This window comes from Janthinobacterium kochi, from assembly GCF_051380715.1.
GTDB lineage: Bacteria > Pseudomonadota > Gammaproteobacteria > Burkholderiales > Burkholderiaceae_D > Janthinobacterium.
This window is the reverse complement of record NZ_JBNYXO010000005.1, coordinates 262387-277459: the sequence shown is the minus strand read 5'-3', so window position 1 is coordinate 277459 and position 15073 is coordinate 262387. Positions and strand designations below refer to the sequence as shown.

Genomic DNA, 15073 nt, shown 5'->3' with positions numbered 1-15073 from the left:
AACGGACGGCTTCGCGGACCATGCCGTCTTCGATCGTCGCGGCAACCGATCCGACAGCTGCGCCAATATGGCTGCATCGGGGTGCCCTTCCATCCGCATACGGACCTCACCCTACTCAGGCAGGATAATGCCGTCGACATTGAGATCACAGCGGCGGCGAAGCGCCAGGAAGACAGCTTACGAAACAAGGGACGAAAAAAACGCTGCCGGTTTGCACGGGCAGCGTTTTTCTTGATAACGGTCAAGCCTGGATCAGGCGCCGGCTTTTTCCAGCTTCTCGAAAATCTTGTTCAGTTTCTCATCGAGGGTCGCGGCCGTGAACGGTTTGACGACATAACCGCTGGCGCCAGCTTGCGCGGCGGCGATGATGTTTTCTTTTTTCGCTTCGGCGGTGACCATCAGCACGGGCAGCTTGGCCAGTGCGGGATCGGCGCGGATATGCTGCAGCATCGTCAGGCCGTCCATATTAGGCATGTTCCAGTCCGAGACGACGAAATCGTAGGATTCCGCGCGCAGCTTGGCCAGGCCCATCACGCCGTCTTCCGCCTCGTCGACGTTGGCATAACCCAGTTCCTTCAACAGATTCCGGACAATGCGGCGCATCGTCGAAAAATCGTCAACGACTAAAAATTTCATCTTTGGATCAGCCATGAATAACTCCGTTGTTTCTGTAGCGGTTTGTTAATAATATCGACATGAATGCCGACATTATGGTCGACACTACGGCAGCAAGTCGTAGGATAGCATTTTCGTTGCTTTTAGGCGAACAAACTTGCCCCAGATCATACAAAACGTGGCTTACACGCGCAAAGCACGCATGCCATGCGCAGCCAGGTGCCCCAGCACCATGCCGGGCAGCGCCGTCAGAGCGCCGACCTCATGCGTAGCACCGATGGCGATCGCCTCGCGCGGCATGCCAAACACCACGCAACTGGCTTCATCCTGCGCAAAATTATACGCTCCTGCGGCCTTCATCTCCAACATGCCTTGTGCGCCATCCTTGCCCATGCCGGTGAGGATCACGCCGACGGCATTTTTACCGGCCGATTGCGCGGCCGAACGGAACAGCACATCGACCGAGGGGCGGTGGCGGTTCACCGGTTCGCCCTGGTCGATCTTGGTCATGTAGTTGGCGCCGCTGCGCGTCAGGGTCAGGTGCGAATGGCCGGGCGCGATGTAGGCGTGGCCGGGGAGCACGCGTTCGCCGCCTGCCGCTTCCTGCACCGATATCTTGCACAGCGAATCGAGGCGGCGCGCAAACGAACGCGTAAAGCCTTCCGGCATGTGCTGCGTGATCAGGATGCCGGGGCAATCGGACGGCATCTGCATCAAAAATTCGCGGATCGCTTCCGTGCCGCCCGTGGAGGCGCCCACGATGATCAGCTTTTCGCTCGACGTCAAGGGGCTGCGCAGCGCAGGCAGCGGTGCGGCCACCCTGTCGCCGGCCGACGGCAGAGTGCGCGCGCGGATGCGCGCCTTCGAGGCGGCGCGGATCTTGTCGGCGATCATGTCGGTGTACTCGCGCATGCCGCTCTGGATGGAAATCTTTGGCTTGGTGACAAAATCGACGGCGCCCAGCTCCAGCGCGCGCATAGTGATTTCCGAACCGCGCTCGGTCAGCGACGACACCATCAGCACCGGCATCGGACGCAAGCGCATCAGTTTTTCCAGGAAGTCGAGGCCATCCATCTTCGGCATCTCGACATCGAGGGTCAGCACGTCGGGGTTGGTCTGTTTGATCATCTCGCGCGCCACCAGCGGATCGGGCGCCGCCCCCACCACTTCCATGTCGGGCTGGCTATTCACGATTTCCGTCATGACACTGCGAATCAGCGCCGAATCATCCACGATCAATACTTTGATCTTCATAAAATATCCTTCCAGGCCTTGCGGCCCTTATTCTTTATCAAATTAGCACATCCGTCAAAACCGTCGCAAGCCGCAAAACACGACGCGCAGCAGGTTTGGTCCGGTGTTACTAGAACAGCTCGATCTCGCCACCCACGGGCGCAACCTTGAGACGGCTTGCGTAGTCGAGTTCACGGCGCACCAGGGTGTCGTTATGCGTCTGCATCAGCTTTTTCACCAGCACCTTGCCGCTGCGGGGGAAAAAATACACCTTGCGCGGGTGGATGTCATTCAAGTCCTCGGCCACCACGCGCATTTTTTCCGCCTTCAGGTAATTGATGACGAAGGCCGCATTGCGTTCACCGACGTTGATCGCCGTAAAGCCGCGCAGCACGGCGCCGCCGCCAAACACTTTCGCTTCCATGTTCTCGCGCCGCGCGCCGGCCTTCAGCAAATCGTTGATCAGGATCTCCATGGCGTAAGTACCATAGCGCATCGATGCTGAAATCGGGCTATTCGGATCGCTGCCGCCGTCGGGCAGCATGAAGTGGTTCATGCCGCCCAGGCCCGTGACACGGTCGCGGATGCAGGCCGAGACGCAGGAGCCGAGCACGGTGACGATCAGCATGTCCTTGTTGGTAAAGTAATACTCACCAGGCAAGATCTTGGCGGCGTCACAATTGAACGTCCTGTCGTAATAGACGTTAGTGGCAAATTGCTCTTTGGATTCCAGGCTCATATTTCACTCTCATGTACGATGCGACGATGCCTTGGGCGCGGCGCCCCGAGGCTGGTCGAGCTCATAGACTGTTTTACCGCGCAGCTTCAATGAATCCGACACGTACAGGAAATTCTCCGAATGGCCCGCAAACAGCAGGGCATCTGGCTTCATCAATGGCACAAAGCGCGACAGGATCTTGCGCTGCGTCGCCTTGTCAAAATAAATCATCACGTTACGGCAGAAGATGACGTCGAACTGTCCCGTCAATGGCCAGCTGTCGGCCAGCAGGTTGAGCGGCTTGAACGTGATCATCTGGCGCAGTTCCGGGCGCACCCGCACCTGCCCCTCGCGATCACCCTTGCCGCGCAAGAAAAAGCGCCGCGCACGGTCGGCCGGCATCTTCTCGAGCCGGTCCAGGTTGTAGACGCCATTGGCGGCCGTGGCCAGCACATTCGTGTCGATGTCCGTGGCGACGATGGTCACCGGTGGCGTGAGCGTATTGAACGCCTCGCACACCGTCATGGCGATCGAGTACGGCTCCTCACCGGTGGAACTGGCCGAACACCAGATGGTGATCGGCCCGCTCAATTTTTTCACATGCTCGGCCAGCAGCGGGAAGTGATGCGCCTCGCGGAAGAACGACGTCAGGTTGGTCGTCAGCGCATTCGTGAACGCTTCCCACTCGTCGCCCATGCGACCCGCTTCCAGGTCGTCCAGGTAACGGACGAACGAGGAGATGCCGGTCGCGCGCAGGCGCCTGGCCAGGCGGCTGTAGACCATCTCCTGCTTGCTGTCGGCCAGCGCGATACCGGCCCGCTTGTAAATCATGGCGCGGACCCGTTCGAAGTCCTTGCCTGTGAAATCAAATTCCTTGACCGAATCCGTTTTAGTTTGCGGCATTTTGTTTTTACCTCTCTATGACTACTCTGACCAATGCCTTTGCAAGTATAACTAGCGGGACCGGGTTGGCGTCAGAACTCTTCCCAATCGTCGCCGCCGGCCGCCGCCAGCTTTTTCGCGGACGGTGGCGCGCCGGCCTGCGCCGTCGTTGCCAACCGCCGTGTCGTTGCCGCCACTGCCGGTGTCGGCCGTGCCGCCGCTTTCACCGGCACGGGCGCGGGCATGGCCGCCTGCACGGCGCTCTCACCATCGAGCTTGAAGATGCTGACGGCGTCGGCCAGTTTCTGCGCCTGCTCCTGCATGCTCTCGGCGGCGGCCGCCGCTTCCTCGACCAGCGCCGCATTTTGCTGCGTCATCTGGTCCATCTGCGCGATGGCCTGGTTGACTTCCTCGATGCCATGGCTCTGTTCCTGCGTTGCCGCCGTGATCTCGCCCATGATGTCGGCCACCTGCCGGATCGACGTGACGATCAGGCCCATGGTCTGCCCCGCCTCGTCCACCAGGCGGCTGCCGGCATCGACCTTGTCGACCGAGTCGCCGATCAGGCCCTTGATCTCTTTCGCTGCGCCAGCGGACCTTTGCGCCAAATTCCGCACTTCCGACGCCACCACCGCAAAGCCGCGTCCCTGCTCGCCTGCGCGCGCCGCTTCGACGGCCGCATTCAACGCCAGGATATTCGTCTGGAACGCAATGCCGTCGATGACGCCGATAATATCGACGATCTTGCGCGAACTATCCTTGATGGAACCCATGGTATCGACCACTTGCGCCACCACCTTGCCGCCCTGCTCCGCCACCGACGATGCCGACACGGCCAGCTGGTTGGCCTGGCGCGCGTTGTCCGCGTTCTGCTTCACGGTCGACGTCAGCTCTTCCATCGACGATGCCGTCTCTTCGAGCGAACTGGCCTGCGTTTCCGTACGTGCCGACAGGTCCGCATTGCCGCTGGCGATCTCGCGCGACGCCACGGTAATCGTGTCCGTTCCATTGCGCACGTCGCTGACCGTCTGCACCAGGCTCTCGTTCATGTCCTTGAGCGCTTGCTGCAACGCGCTCGTTTCATCCTTGCCTTCGACCACCACGCGCGATGTCAGCTCGCCGGCTGCCACCTTTTGCGCTACCGCCACGGCACCGGACAGCGGCACCGTGATCGAGCGCGTGATGAAGATGGCGCACCAGGCGCCGATCGCCACCGCCGCGCCGCCCAGGATGAAGAGTACTGTCATCAGGCGCGCATCGGCCGCCAGCGAGTCATCCATGAAGCTTTGCTGCGCCACATGCTGCAAGTCGAGCAGCTTGTTGATATCGGCCAGGGTCGTCTTGTTCAAGGGGTCGATGCGGGTAGCAATGACCTTCGCCGCGCCCTCGCTGTTAAACGCCAGCACCTGCCCCATCGCTTCCTTGAAGGCGGCATCGACTTCGCCGTCGACCTTGGCGATATTGGCCAGCAGCGCCTTCTCGCCCTCGGACAGGCCCAGGCTGGACAGCTTGCCGCGCGCGCCGTCGTACAGCTTGCGCTGCTCGCGCACCTTGCCCTCTTCCACCTGCATCAGGCCCACATCGCCTTGCAGGCCGATATTGCGCATGGCGATACCGGTTTCCAGCATCGCGCTTTTCATCAGCGACGCCTGCGTATTCTTTTCGCTGGCCAGCTCCAGGCCCGTGAGCAATTGGGCCTTGTTACGGTAATTCAGTGCATTCGCCGAAACGATCACCACCACCAGGATGGCGAGGATGCTGCCAAAACCTATCCCCAGCCGGGTGCCTATCTTGAAATCGCGCAAACTCATTACAGTCTCCAATATTTATGTGAACGGCGCCCGTTCAACCGGACGGCGCCGTGTTATGGCCGGGTCTCTGTCGGACCTTGCAGCCTGCCGGCGCGCCTCTGCTCGCGCCGGTACATGCATATCTGTAGTGATACTTTGCGTGGCAAAACGGCGGCGCACCGGGCGCCGCCATGCTTCCATCGGGCTGCTTACGCCGCCAGCTTGTCGATCAGGCCCATCTCGCTGCTCGACATCAGTTTGTCGATATCGACCAGGATCAGCATGCGCTCATCGATGGTACCCAGGCCGATCATGTAGTCGGTCGAGAAGGCGGTGCCCATTTCCGGCGCCGGTTTCACCTGCTCCGGCGTCAGGGTAGTGACGTCGGAGACGCTGTCGACCACCATGCCGACGATGCGACCGCCGATGTTCAGGATGATTACCACCGTGAACTGGTCGTACACGGGCGTGCCCAGGTTGAACTTGATGCGCATGTCGACCACGGGAATGATGATGCCGCGCAGGTTGATCACGCCCTTGATGAATTCAGGCGCGTTGGCGATGCGGGTGACCGCTTCGTACCCACGGATTTCCTGGACCTTCAGGATATCGATGCCGTACTCTTCGGAGCCCAGGGTAAAGGCCAGGAATTCACGGCCGGCGATGTCCTTGCCGTCGCCCGCATTGCTTCCGGATGTTTGTTGAGTATCTGACATGGTGCGTTTTCCTATCTTTATCTATCGGTATTACGAAAAAATGGACTCGTCGGCCAATTGGCGCGAGGAACGGATCAGGGCAGCGACATCGAGAATCAGCGACACGCCGCCATCGCCCAGGATGGTGGCGCCGGAAATGCCCACCACCTTGCGGTAATTCGATTCGAGGTTTTTCACCACGACCTGCTGTTGTCCCACCAGGTCGTCGACAAACAGGGCCGCCTTGCGCCCTTCCGTCTCGAGAATCACGCAGATGCCTTCCGAGGGACTGGTAAAGCGCGGTGTGATATCGAACATCTGGTACAGCGGTATCAGCGGCAAGTATTCGCCGCGCACTTTCACCACCTGCCCCTTGCCACTGATGTCCTTGATATCCTCAACGGCTGGCTGCAGCGATTCGATGACAAAGCCCAGCGGTAAAATATACACTTCGTCGCCGACGCGGATCGACATGCCGTCCAGGATGGCCAGTGTCAGCGGCAGCGAGATGGAAATTGTCGTGCCGAAACCCTTCGCCGAACGGATATCGACCACGCCGCCCATGGCGCTGATATTGCGCTTGACGACATCCATGCCCACGCCGCGGCCCGACACGTCGGTGACCGCTTCGGCGGTGGAAAAGCCGGGCGCGAAGATCAGCTGCCACACTTCGGCGTCGCTCATCGTCTCGGACACGTCCAGTCCCTGCTGCTGCGCCTTGGCCAGGATGCGCTCGCGGTTCAGCCCCGCGCCATCATCGGATACTTCGATGATGATATTGCCACCCTGGTGGCTGGCCGAGAGGAACAAACGGCCGGCTTCGGTCTTGCCGGCGGCCACGCGGGCGGCCGGCATTTCCACGCCGTGGTCGATGCTGTTGCGCACCAGGTGCGTCAGCGGATCGACGATGCGCTCGATAAGGCCCTTGTCCAGTTCCGTGGCGGCGCCATTGGTGATGAAATCGACCTTCTTGCCCAACTTGGTCGCCAGGTCGCGCACCATGCGCGGGAAGCGCGAAAAGACGAAATCCATCGGCATCATGCGAATCGACATCACCGCTTCCTGCAAGTCGCGCGTATTGCGCGTCAGGTGGCTGACGCTGTCGAGCAGTTTCTCGTGCAGCATCGGGTCAAGCGCACCGGCGCGCTGCTCGATCATCGCCTGCGTGATCACCAGTTCGCCCACCAGGTTGATCAGCTGGTCGACTTTTTCAATCGAGACGCGGATCGACGACGATTCGGTACCGGCCTTCTCGCCCTCTTTCTTGACCGGTTTCTTTTCCTGCTCGACCTCGGTCACAGCGCTCGCCACGGCCGGCACGCCGGCAGCGCCGGCGTTACCCGCCTTGGCGGCATCGGCGCGGATCTGGTCCAAAGGCTGGAAGAAACCATAGCCCTGTTCGGTGTCGCTCTGCACACCGGCGGCGGCGCGGATGTCCTCGAGCGGCTGGAAGAAGCCATAGCCGGGGTTCGTCGCGCCCTGAGCGGCAGGCGCCCCTGGCAGCGGGTCGAAGAAACCATAGCCCTGGGCTTTTTCCTGCGCCGCGCGGGCCGCTTCGGCTTCGCCTGGCGTCAATGGCGGCGCTTGCGTGATCACCATGTCGTCGGGATTGAGCACGAACGAGCAGATGGCCAGGATATCGTCCAGGCTTTCGTGTGTCGTCACTTCCAGCACCTTACGTGCGTCGGCCAGGGTGGACACGGCGACATCGCCCAGCAAGCCCAGTTCGGCGGCCAGCGCATCGACTTCGCGCTCTTCCATCTTCGGCAGCTCCAGGCGGTAGCGCTGGCCGCCGGCATGGCTGACGGCTGCCTTTTCCGCCGTATGGAAGGCCGGCGCGACAGGCGTGAGCGCGGCCACGGGTACGTCCTGCGAGAACGACTGCAGCATCATGCGCACATTGGCCACGGCATCCTGGTCGACGGCGCTGCCCAGGCGATGGCCGTCGAGCTGCATCTTGAGGATATCCTTGGCCGCCAAAAAGGCGTCGACGTGCTCCGCCGTCAGGGCCATCTGGCCCTGACGGATGCGGTCGAGCAGCGACTCGAGGATATGCGTCACCTCGCTCATGTCGGAGAGGCCGAACGTCGATGCGCCGCCCTTGATCGAATGGGCAGTGCGGAAAATGGCATTCAGGTCTTCGGCGTCGGGCGCCGCAATATCGACGGCCAGCAGCAGCCGTTCTTTTTCAGCCAGCAGTTCTTCGGCCTCATCGAAAAAGACCTGGAAAAACTGGCTAATATCGATGGTCATAGGGTGACTCCGTCATTTGCATCGTTGCGCTGCGCGGCTGGCATCAGCCGATCACCTTCTTGACCACTTCAATCAGGCGTTGCGGATCGAAGGGCTTGACCAGCCAGCCATTGGCGCCGGCGGCACGTCCTTTCGACTTCATTTCGTCCGACGACTCCGTCGTCAGCATCAGGATGGGCACCTTCTGGTACGTCGGCAGTTCGCGCAGCAGCTTGATCAGCTCCAGGCCATCCATGCGCGGCATGTTCTGGTCCGTCAATACCAGGTCCACGGTTTGCAGCTTGGCTTTTTCCAGTCCGTCCTGGCCATCGACGGCCTCCACCACCTGGTAACCGGCGGCTTTCAGACTGAACGCCACCATCTGGCGCAATGAGCTGGAATCGTCCACTGCAAGTATCGTTTTGGCCATCTTTGCTCCCACTTATTCCGGGCATCCTGCCCGAGTATTTGATTAATCAATCCATGTAACCGCAAGCATTCCGCACTGGCATGCTAGAACAGCTCGATGTCGCCACTTTCCAAATGCTGTTGACTGACAGCCTTGCGCAGCACGCTGCGCAACTCCAGGCTTTGAATCGCCAGCGCCATGCTGACCCGTCCCAGCAAGGCGACAATTTCTTCATTGTCGCTCTCCGGCAACATCTCCGCACCATGCGAGCCCAAGGTACCGAGGAACTCGCGCAAGCCCGTCACGCGCTTCAAGGTGCGCTCGATCAGCTGGCTGGTCATGTCCTGGAATTGCAGGCTGGTGATGGCGGCATTCACGTAGCCTCCCACTTCGTCCTGCAATGCCAGCAGTTTTTCCCGCTGCTGCTCGGCCGGAATACCGCCTTCGAGCAGCAGGGCGATGGTATCTTGCTGCGCAGCGACGGCGGCGTGTATCGCCATGAAATTGAAGGACAGCTTCTCGATCGCCTCTTCCAGCAAGATGCCGGTCTGCACCAGGTCGGTTTCCACCTCCGTCAAGTGCTTGCGGCCATGGTCCGACACGCCAGACAGCAGGCGTTTTACATGCGAGCCAAGTATTTTCTTTCTTGTCATAAAGGTCTCATTGTTTCAATACACCACGCGTTGACAGCCTTGCGTGTCATTTTTTCACCGCTGCCGGGCTGGGAGCTGGCGCCGCCACAGGCGGCGCACCGGCAGCCAGCCCTGAAGCGACAGCGGCGGAAGCGGCATCGGTCACCGGCAGCTCGATCGCCGACCCGTCACGCAGAACATTTTCTTCCGTGCGTTTGTTCATGACGATGATGCTGATGCGCCGGTTGATCGGATTGAAGGGATCGAGCTTGTCCAGATGGGCGGCCGAGCCCAGTCCCACCACGCGCAATACCTTTTCTTCCTTCATGCCGCCAATCACCAGTTCGCGCCGCGACGCATTCGCGCGGTCAGCCGACAATTCCCAGTTGCTGTAGCCGGCATCGCTCATGTAGGGCGTCGAATCCGTGTGCCCGGACAAGCCGATGCGATTCGGTACTTCATTGAGCACGAAGCCGATGGCGTGCAGGATTTCCTTGGTATATGGTTGCAGATTCGCATTGGCGAGCGCAAACATCGGACGATTCTGCTCGTCGACGATCTGGATGCGCAAGCCTTCACTGGTGATATCGAGCAGCAATTGGTTCTTGTATTTTTTCAGCAGGGGATTGGCATCGATGGTCGCCTCAATGCGCGCCTTGAGCGCCTGCAGGCGCCGGCCTTCCTCGCGTTCGAGCGCGGCCTTGGCGGAATTGAGGTCAAACGACTTGCGCTGCTGCTCTTCCTGCGCCTTGCGCACTTGTCCATCCTGGCGTGACAGGTCCTGGCCGCCGCCCGGGATCACGGAATTGCTCTCGCCGCTGCCGGAACCGCCTGCCATCGCCACTTTCAGGGGCGTCTTGAAGAATTCGGAAATGCCGTTCAAGTCGCCCTTCGAGGTGGAACCCAACAGCCACATCAGCAGGAAGAAGGCCATCATGGCCGTGACAAAGTCGGCGTAGGCGATTTTCCACGCCCCGCCATGGTGTCCGCCAGCCGTCTTCTTGATACGCTTGACGATAATCGGGCGCATGCCTTCATCGGCCATGGCGTCCCCCTTCCGTGTGCTGCAAATGACTCATGGTGTCCAGGCGTATGTTCACTGCTTACTTCGTTTTCGATTTCTTGATGTGGTCTTCCAGCTCGTTGAACGTCGGGCGCTCGGTCGAGAACAAGACCTTGCGGCCGAACTCCACGGCCAGCGCCGGGGCATAGCCGTTCAAGCTGGCCAGCAAGGTCACTTTGACGCACTGGAACATCTTGCTCGACTCTTCCAGCTTCTGCTCCAGCAGGCTGGCCAGCGGCCCCACGAAACCGTAGGCCAACAAGATGCCGAGGAAGGTGCCGACCAGCGCGTGCGCGATCAGCATGCCCAGTTCGGCCGGCGGGAGACCCACCGATTCCATCGTATGCACCACGCCCATGACGGCAGCGACGATACCGAAAGCGGGCAAGCCGTCGCCCACCTTGGCGATCACGTGGGCCGGCACGGCGCCTTCGTGATGGTGCGTCTCGATCTCGTTGTCCATCAGGTTTTCGATCTGGAAGGCATCCATATTGCCCGACACCATCAGGCGCAGGTAATCGGTCATGAATTCGACGATGTGGTGATCGGCCAGCACAGCCGGATACTTGGAAAACAGGGGGCTCTCTTCGGGCTTGTCGATATCGCCTTCGATCGACATCAAGCCTTCCTTGCGCACCTTGCTGAGCACTTCGAACAGCAGCGACATCAGTTCCATGTACAGCTCTTTGGTATAGCGCGAACCCTTGAACAGGCTGGGCAAGGCGGCGATCGTCGCCTTGATGGCCTTGTTATTGTTACCAACAAGGAAGGCACCCAGGGCGGCGCCGCCGATCATCAGCAACTCCAGCGGCTGGAACAGCGCCGCCAGATGGCCGCCGGCCATTGCGAAGCCGCCAAAGACCGAGGCGCAAACGATGATGTATCCGATTATGACTAACAAAGTGCCCTGACTCCCAATAATGGCCGAGACTGTGTGCCCGGCATGTTCAAACCCGTTCCTGCCCTCTGGCGGCTGCGCCGCCGACGAAGACAGCGGCAAAAAAAGTGACCGAAAGTCAATTGAAATGCGCCGCTTTTCAATGCAATTTCGAGAAAATGCCGTGTGGAACTACAATAACGTGAGATTGCCCTCCGGGCAAGCAAATAACGCAGACAATTGCTTAAAAGCACCATATGTAAAGCAAAGGGCCACCCTCTGTGGCGGCGATGGTCTTATCGGGTTCGCGTGCCGCAATCTGGAATTCGTAACTAAGAAGCATGCTACCAGGCAACATCTCCCTTTCCGCCTTGCTCCACAGGGCCGCCATCGCCGCTGGCGACAGGTAAGCAAAGACTGCGTCGTAGCGACTGAAATCGAGCGCTTCGTAGTCGCCGCGCAGGAAGCGCGCGCGGCTCCCCGACAGCCGCGCGCGCAGGTGGCTTGCCAGCCACGGCAGCGGCGCCAGTTCGATGCCGTAAAACTGCCCATCGGGCCGGCGCCGCGCCAGGTCCAGCACCAGGCCGCCCAGACCACTGCCTATATCGATCAGGCGCACGCCGGGACGGTCCGCGATCAGCTCGGCCACCGCCCGCCACACCTTCGGCCCGGATGGGTAAAACGGCACTTGCGTGCGAAACGTGGACCAATACAGGCTCAGCAGGAAAACAAAGGCCGCCAGGAACACGGCCGGGGGCCAGTGCAACAAGCTGGCCGCCAGCAGCGCCGGCGCAAACAGCAGGCCGATGGCGCACCACCAGCGCGCCAGGCCCGCGCGCCAGGTAATGAGCGCCGCCAGCACGCCCTGCAGCAAGGCCACGACCGGCAACGACATGACCAGGCCCGCGTGCGCCAGACCATAGACCAATAGCAACATCAAGGGAAAGGCCAGCACCTGGATCAGGATGGCCTTGAGCGCGGGCGCGCGCAGGATTTGTTGCAGCATGGGCTAGTCAAAGGAGGAAAACGCCAGTGTAAGCGAAAGCACCATGAAAAAGCCGGAGTCCGGTATGGCGACCGGCTCCGGCGTGAACGATGCGGTGGCAGTATCAGGCGGTCACACTCGGCGACGCGACTGCGGCCGCTTCATCGCGCGCCTTCTTGGTCTTGCCTGCACGCGAAGGCATGTGACACAGGCCGCACACATAATCGGCGTTCAGGTCGAGGCAGTTGACGACAAACTTGCCGCCGCACTTGCCGCAGGGCGCCATGTTCAGCATCTTGCTGCTGAAAAAACGCACCAGGGTCCAGGCCCGCGTCAGCGACAGCTGCGGCTCTTCACCGGCCTCCGGCGGCATCTGCTCCAGATACAGCTTGTACGCCTTCATCACGGCTTCGATGCCGGTGGCGCCGGCGTGGTCGACGAGGAATTTGTGGATATTGATGAACAACGAGGAATGGATATTCGGCTGCCAGGTGAGGAACCAGTCGGTGGAAAAGGGCAGCATGCCCTTGGGCGGCGAGACGCCCTTCAATTCCTTGTACAGGTTCAGCAGGCGTTCGCGAGACAGCGAGACTTCGGTCTCCAGCAGTTGCAGGCGCGCGCCCAGCTGTATCAACTCGATGGCCAGCTGGATTTCTTGCGCTTCCGATACGACACTTTTCTTGGCCATGCTGTGTGCTCCGCGACTGACTGATACTGACTAACTGATACTGACTAAAAGGTTGCAGAATTAAGCGATTTCTTCGACGCCCTGGCCGGCCATCAGAATGGCAGCATGCGACTGGGCCAGCGAGCGGTCTTTATTGTAGTTCGTCAACATGCCCAGGATGGCGCTGTCGTCGAAGCGGAAGCGGGCCAGCATCATGTTGCCGCCAGCGAGCTTCAGGATCTGCGCATTGCTCATGCCTTCGATCAGTTCAGCGATTTCGGCAGCAATGCCCAAACGGAAGATGGCCGTTACCTTGTCCGCACGAATCATTTGCTGAGCCAGCATCAGGTAGCTCAGGTTAGCGTCGCGAATCTCAGCCATCATGTCGTTAGCAGTCATTTCCATCTCCTCAATCCGTTGAATTCATCTGGCGTTGTTTGTTGCCAGTGAGATACATTCTGCAGGAGCAACATCAAACGCAACAGAGGCGAAGGACTGTATTTTTGGTCGGGAAATGGCGGGCAGGACCGTAGGTGTTTGTCTGACAAACACTACTCGATCATGGTCGCACGCCAGTAACGGCGCGGATGTGGAAGGTGGGCGTGGGGCAAGATTTACCCGACTTCAGGCCTGTAAAAAATATCACTTTTTTACAACAACTTGATCAAAATCAAGTCTGCTTACCTAGATAACGGCTGCCTTGGCAGGAACTTTAGGGCTTTTCCGAAAAATATTTAACAGCCCCGCGTTCTTTTTGAGCGGTTTGACACCGTTCATGTAATCGTTGACGGCGGCGCATCGCAGAACTTTAGGGTGATTTGAAAAATATTTTTAAAAATTGTGATTTTTTTCGTTGACGCCCCGCAGGCAGGAACCTTCCGCCCCCGTCCGGCGCGGAAATTCCGCTTGTTGGCGGAGATTTGCTACACTGCCTGCTTCCGCACAATACTTTAGACCTCAAACAATATCGTGCCATTAAGATAAGCATCAACATGAAAGCCACCATGATTTCTCGACATGACTGCAGCGCGCGCGATCTCGACGATCCCCTGGCGCCCCTGCGCCAGCAATTCGATTTGCCGCAAGGCGTGATTTACCTCGACGGCAATTCCCTGGGCGCCCGGCCGAAAGCGGCCATGGCCCGTGCCCAGCACGTCATCGCGGCCGAATGGGGCACGGACCTGATCCGCAGTTGGAATACGGCTGGCTGGTTCGACTTGCCCAAGCGCCTGGGTGACCGCCTGGCACCGCTGCTGGGCGCCGGCACGGGCGAAGTGGTCATCACCGACACCACCTCCGTCAACCTGTTCAAGGCCCTGGCCGCCGCCCTGCAGATGCAGGCCAGCGATCCCGCGCATGCCGCGCGCAGAATCATCGTCAGCGAACGCAGCAACTTCCCCACCGACCTGTACATGGCGCAAGGCCTGGCCGCCTGGCTCGACCGAGGCTACCAGCTGCGCCTGGTCGACAGCCCGGACGAACTGGCGCAAGCCATCGATGCCGATTGCGCCGTCACCATGCTCACTCACGTCAACTACCGTACCGGCTACCAGCATGACATGGCCGCCATCAGCAGCCATTGCCACGCGCAGGGCGCGCTGGCGCTGTGGGACCTGGCTCATTCGGCCGGCGCCGTGCCGCTCGACCTGAACGGCGCTGGCGCCGACCTGGCCGTCGGCTGCACCTACAAATACCTGAATGGCGGCCCCGGCTCGCCCGCCTTCATCTGGGTGCCGGCAAAGCACCAGGCGCGCTTCCGCCAGCCGCTGTCCGGCTGGTGGGGCCACGCCACGCCGTTCGCCATGGACCCGGGCTACACCCCGGCCGATGGCATCGCCCGCGCCCTGTGCGGCACGCAGCCGATCCTCTCGCTGGCCCTGGTCGAATGCGGCCTGGAGATCTTCGCGCAAACGAGCATGGAAGCCATCCGCCGCAAGTCGCTGGCCCTGACCGATTTGTTCATCGCGCTGGTGGAACAGCGCTGCGCCAGCCATCCGCTGGGCCTCGTCACGCCGCGCGAGCATGCGCGACGCGGCAGCCAGGTCAGCTTCACGCACCCGCACGGCTATGCCGTGATGCAGGCGCTGATCGCGCGCGGCGTGATCGGCGACTACCGCGAACCGGCCATCATGCGCTTCGGCTTCACGCCCCTGTACACCAGCTTTGCCGACGTGTGGGATGCCGTGGAAATCTTGCGCGACATCCTCGACACACTAGCCTATGACATCGCCGCCAAGCGCGATGCCGTCACCTGAACCTGGACCAAGAGAACACC

15 protein-coding genes are annotated in these 15073 nt (G+C 60.4%); 1 reads left to right on the top strand and 14 read right to left on the bottom strand.

The window, feature by feature from the left end; translation table 11 throughout:
• Positions 1–252: 252 nt before the first annotated feature.
• The 14 genes from cheY to flhD form a co-directional block, all read right to left on the bottom strand.
• On the bottom strand, positions 253–651 hold the full coding sequence (gene cheY / locus ACQ4WL_RS13880; RefSeq protein WP_010396677.1) for a chemotaxis response regulator CheY: 399 nt from the start codon (positions 649–651) through the stop codon (positions 253–255).
• A 147-nt stretch (positions 652–798) separates the two neighbouring features.
• Entirely contained in the window at positions 799–1869 is a 1071-nt protein-coding gene (locus tag ACQ4WL_RS13875) for a protein-glutamate methylesterase/protein-glutamine glutaminase (RefSeq protein ID WP_071078256.1), read from the bottom strand.
• Positions 1870–1978: 109 nt separating this feature from the next.
• Entirely contained in the window at positions 1979–2587 is a 609-nt protein-coding gene (gene cheD / locus ACQ4WL_RS13870; RefSeq protein WP_071078257.1) for a chemoreceptor glutamine deamidase CheD, read from the bottom strand.
• A gap of 9 nt (positions 2588–2596) precedes the next feature.
• On the bottom strand, positions 2597–3469 hold the full coding sequence (locus ACQ4WL_RS13865; RefSeq protein WP_436510292.1) for a CheR family methyltransferase: 873 nt from the start codon (positions 3467–3469) through the stop codon (positions 2597–2599).
• A 71-nt stretch (positions 3470–3540) separates the two neighbouring features.
• On the bottom strand, positions 3541–5259 hold the full coding sequence (locus tag ACQ4WL_RS13860) for a methyl-accepting chemotaxis protein (protein WP_436510291.1): 1719 nt from the start codon (positions 5257–5259) through the stop codon (positions 3541–3543).
• Between the two features lie 188 nt (positions 5260–5447).
• Positions 5448–5954: a chemotaxis protein CheW gene (locus ACQ4WL_RS13855; RefSeq protein ID WP_034758356.1), complete on the bottom strand. Its 507-nt coding sequence runs from the start codon at positions 5952–5954 to the stop codon at positions 5448–5450.
• Between the two features lie 30 nt (positions 5955–5984).
• Complete coding sequence (cheA, locus tag ACQ4WL_RS13850) at positions 5985–8186, bottom strand: chemotaxis protein CheA (protein WP_436510290.1); 2202 nt, start codon at positions 8184–8186, stop codon at positions 5985–5987.
• A 43-nt stretch (positions 8187–8229) separates the two neighbouring features.
• Complete coding sequence (locus ACQ4WL_RS13845; protein ID WP_034758362.1) at positions 8230–8595, bottom strand: response regulator; 366 nt, start codon at positions 8593–8595, stop codon at positions 8230–8232.
• A gap of 83 nt (positions 8596–8678) precedes the next feature.
• Positions 8679–9227, bottom strand: coding sequence for a chemotaxis protein (locus ACQ4WL_RS13840; RefSeq protein WP_152257165.1), 549 nt, complete (start codon positions 9225–9227; stop codon positions 8679–8681).
• Between the two features lie 46 nt (positions 9228–9273).
• Positions 9274–10251 carry a flagellar motor protein MotB gene (gene motB, locus ACQ4WL_RS13835; RefSeq protein WP_436510289.1) on the bottom strand — a complete coding sequence of 326 codons (978 nt, stop codon included), beginning with the start codon at positions 10249–10251 and terminating at the stop codon, positions 9274–9276.
• A gap of 58 nt (positions 10252–10309) precedes the next feature.
• Positions 10310–11170 carry a flagellar motor stator protein MotA gene (motA, locus tag ACQ4WL_RS13830; protein ID WP_128139895.1) on the bottom strand — a complete coding sequence of 287 codons (861 nt, stop codon included), beginning with the start codon at positions 11168–11170 and terminating at the stop codon, positions 10310–10312.
• Positions 11171–11390: 220 nt separating this feature from the next.
• On the bottom strand, positions 11391–12152 hold the full coding sequence (locus tag ACQ4WL_RS13825) for a class I SAM-dependent methyltransferase (protein ID WP_436510288.1): 762 nt from the start codon (positions 12150–12152) through the stop codon (positions 11391–11393).
• 103 nt (positions 12153–12255) lie between these two features.
• Positions 12256–12819: a flagellar transcriptional regulator FlhC gene (gene flhC, locus ACQ4WL_RS13820; protein ID WP_436510287.1), complete on the bottom strand. Its 564-nt coding sequence runs from the start codon at positions 12817–12819 to the stop codon at positions 12256–12258.
• Between the two features lie 60 nt (positions 12820–12879).
• Entirely contained in the window at positions 12880–13197 is a 318-nt protein-coding gene (gene flhD, locus ACQ4WL_RS13815) for a flagellar transcriptional regulator FlhD (RefSeq protein ID WP_034758381.1), read from the bottom strand.
• A 605-nt stretch (positions 13198–13802) separates the two neighbouring features.
• Between flhD and kynU the strand changes: the two genes are divergently transcribed.
• On the top strand, positions 13803–15053 hold the full coding sequence (gene kynU, locus ACQ4WL_RS13810) for a kynureninase (RefSeq protein WP_436510286.1): 1251 nt from the start codon (positions 13803–13805) through the stop codon (positions 15051–15053).
• Positions 15054–15073: the final 20 nt, after the last annotated feature.